This window comes from Schlesneria sp., assembly GCF_036405755.1.
Taxonomy (GTDB): domain Bacteria; phylum Planctomycetota; class Planctomycetia; order Planctomycetales; family Planctomycetaceae; genus Schlesneria; species Schlesneria sphaerica.
Genome location: NZ_DASWWZ010000154.1, coordinates 1 through 2,836, shown reverse-complemented (window position 1 = coordinate 2,836; position 2,836 = coordinate 1). Strand labels below are relative to the sequence as shown.

Below are 2,836 nucleotides of genomic sequence, written 5' to 3'. Positions count from 1 at the left end.
AAATACCGACGAATCCATCCCATCGCGATCTCGTTCAGGAAACGTGGCTGCGACAAGAGGGGCCTGCCGCGAGGGGTCGTACAGCGGAGGCGGGGACTGTGCCAAAAGAGTCGGCAGGCCGAACGGACTGCTGCACAATGTCGTAAGCAGCAGGACGCTCGTACCCAACGCAATTGGAAAACGAATGCGCGCTCGCCTGAAGAGCGGTTGCCCATTCATATGAGACTCCCTGTTTGCGGGACTGCGAGATTTGGTCGATGGTTTGAGCGAAAGATGTATCGATGACGGCTACGGCAGATTTTCGTTGCCCCGAAAGGGTTCAGCACGTCGAGGAAGGAGTAACGACTCTGACTAGGCCGTCGCACTAGCGATGCCATTGAATTTCGAACGGATTATCTGCATGAAACTGCGCCCTGGACGTGATCGGGCAGTGAATGACTTTCCCTGCGCGCGGCGGTGCGCGTGATGTCACAGGAGCATAGGCGGATCGTGGATTTCTGTCAAATTCAAATTTGAATTTAGTTGTTTCGGTGGTGGAAGTGATTGTGTTAAGATTTGCGGTAATCGGGCAGAGAGAGACTTGCCTGCTGTTGTTTCTGCGAACCCCGATTCGGTAATGGCCCAAGCGATTGCGAGAACTGAATGAAGAAGTCCTCTCAGAAATCCCCGCAGCAGAAGCCGAGTTCCGACAGTGCGAATACACGAGAACTGTTACTGGAGGTGGCGGGGCAAATCTTCGCGGAGAAGGGCTTTGACCGCACGACCAGCAAAGAAATCACATTAAAGGCTGGCACTAACATCGCTGCGGTGAATTACCATTTTGGGGGAATTGAAGGACTTTACGCTGCCGTGCTGGAAGAGGCGGGCATCCTGCGCATCAGTTCTGCTGATTTACGTGCTGCGGTCGACGGGCAACCTGATGCCGAGGCCAAGCTCAAAGCGTTTCTCAGGCTGTTCATCCAGGCGATGACCAGCCCGGCAGCCTCATCGTGGAGGCTGCGAGTTTTGATACGGGAATTTGCTGCGCCGACTGTGACGGATCAATCGGCTCACAACAAAGATCTCGCTCAGAAGATGTCGGTTCTGAAAGGGATCGTCAGTGAAGTAACCGGCTTGCCCGAGGACCATCCCGCAGTGGCGCGCGGTTGCATCAACGTACTTTCGCCGTGCTTCCTGCTGGCGATTTGCGACCGCCCGACGCTCAAGCGTGCCTATCCCCAGTTTGGTTTACAACCTGAGGACGCACCAGCCCTGATCCAGCACATGACGTTATTTGCGCTGGCTGGCCTCGCGGCGGTCGCCCGAGACGCAAATTGACCGTGCTCGTCTGTGTTCCCATGCCCTCGCGGGACACTCTGCGGCCCAAGGATAACATCTGTGCCCGGGGCTGCGGGAACGCGCGTCACGCCGTGTACTGATGGCCTGAGAAACTGACGCCTAAGAAACAGTGTCCCTGCTTCATCAGGCAGGATCAGGTTTTTATCGATTCTGGACGATGTCGCACACCAGTGCCGGATCCCTGAAGGACACCTGGCACCGGCACAGAACTTCGCCCGGTCTGCTATCAGAAGGGACTACTGTCACGTTCGAATATCGGTCAACCCCCGCGACCAGCATCCCTCAACTACTGGCCAAATTGCTGCAGGCCCGATCTGCGTCGAAATCTGTTGAGGCTGGGTGCACCTGTCACGAGTGCGTGGCCTGCTTTCGCTGACCGTAAACGACTGCCTCGCATCGTGACGCCACGGCTCGCGGCCTCCTTTTGCTCTATAACCCAGATGTCCAAAGCGATGTCCGGGGCCACTCCTCGACCTGGCCAGGTGCTGCGGCGCCTCTGGAGCCAACGACGAACAATTTGGGGGATTAACGGAAAATGAGGCTGTCCAATTCCTTGCGGCACGGGAGTGGGCGGAGGGAAGGTGCCCGAGAGTTGCGGTCGGTACCGGTTAGACGGACTGATGGGAGGGGAGGCGGGGGCGAACGGCGAAATCGCGCGAGAGGAAAGTTGATTGGAGTCGATCTGAGAAACTGGGCAGGGGCAAGAACAGTGTACGGATGGTCTTGCGCTTTTTGAAATTGGGAAATGAGCTCAAAATGGGGTGCATGTCAGCTTCTGTTTTTGTGGATCGCGAGTTTTGGAGTTTTGGGTGGTCTGGTAAAGGGGTTGCCCGTTCGCTGGTCGAGGTGTCGAGAGAGACGGTCGTCTTCGGAAAGGCCAGCGGCTCGGATTTGCAGAATCGCTTCGGCGCCTTGCGGGTCGTTCCACCACATTTCCGTCCCTTTGACCCTGTAGTTCATTTCCTTCACGAGTGACTCCATCCAAGCCGTCGTGACCGGTAGACCTTGTTGACGGTACTGATCGTATTGCATTCGGGAGCGATTGTTTTCGAGGTAATGGATCGATTTCGCCAAGAGGGTCCGTGGGTCCTGATCGTGGATCTCTTCAGGAGGTTCTCCTAATTTCGTTTGCCAGACACGCATTTCGTCCAGCACTTGGCCGATGTCACCCTGCCAGCAACCCCGCATCCAGACCAGATATTGGCTCCAAGCATTGGATGGCGAATCAGGGTGGAGCGCTTTGGCGCTCATAAACACGTAACTGAGTGCGTGAATGAAGTCGAGGATCGGCGTAAACTCGCTGAAGCGTTCTTTCCAGATCGACCAATTCCAGGACAGGCCATCCCCCAGAAAAGCTTTGCCAGCGGCGGCGGGGAACTGCCGTCGCTTTGCTTCCCGTTGCATCTGTTTGCCGAACTCTCTGGAGTCAGCCATGCTCGCCAGCACGGTGCGGACCAGGCGTTTCGGTCGCCAATCCAGGGCCATGGTTGTCAGAGGA

General features: G+C 56.5%; 2 protein-coding genes and 1 pseudogene. 1 reads left to right on the top strand and 2 read right to left on the bottom strand.

Annotated elements, in window-relative coordinates; genetic code table 11:
- A partial coding sequence (locus VGE80_RS05195) for a hypothetical protein (RefSeq protein ID WP_440591919.1) occupies positions 1-219 on the bottom strand: 219 nt, incomplete at its 3' end.
- Between the two features lie 423 nt (positions 220-642).
- On the opposite strand from VGE80_RS05195, the gene VGE80_RS05190 reads away from it, so the two are divergent.
- Positions 643-1,317 carry a TetR/AcrR family transcriptional regulator gene (locus VGE80_RS05190; protein WP_440591918.1) on the top strand — a complete coding sequence of 225 codons (675 nt, stop codon included), beginning with the start codon at positions 643-645 and terminating at the stop codon, positions 1,315-1,317.
- A 789-nt stretch (positions 1,318-2,106) separates the two neighbouring features.
- On the opposite strand, the pseudogene VGE80_RS05185 reads toward VGE80_RS05190, so the two are convergent.
- A pseudogene (locus tag VGE80_RS05185) lies at positions 2,107-2,836 on the bottom strand (LysR family transcriptional regulator); the annotation flags it as partial.

Coding starts and splice junctions, on each gene's coding strand:
- VGE80_RS05190 (WP_440591918.1), top strand. CDS start 643: ATGAAGAAGTCCTCTCAGAAATCCCCGCAGCAGAAGCCGAGTTCCGAC.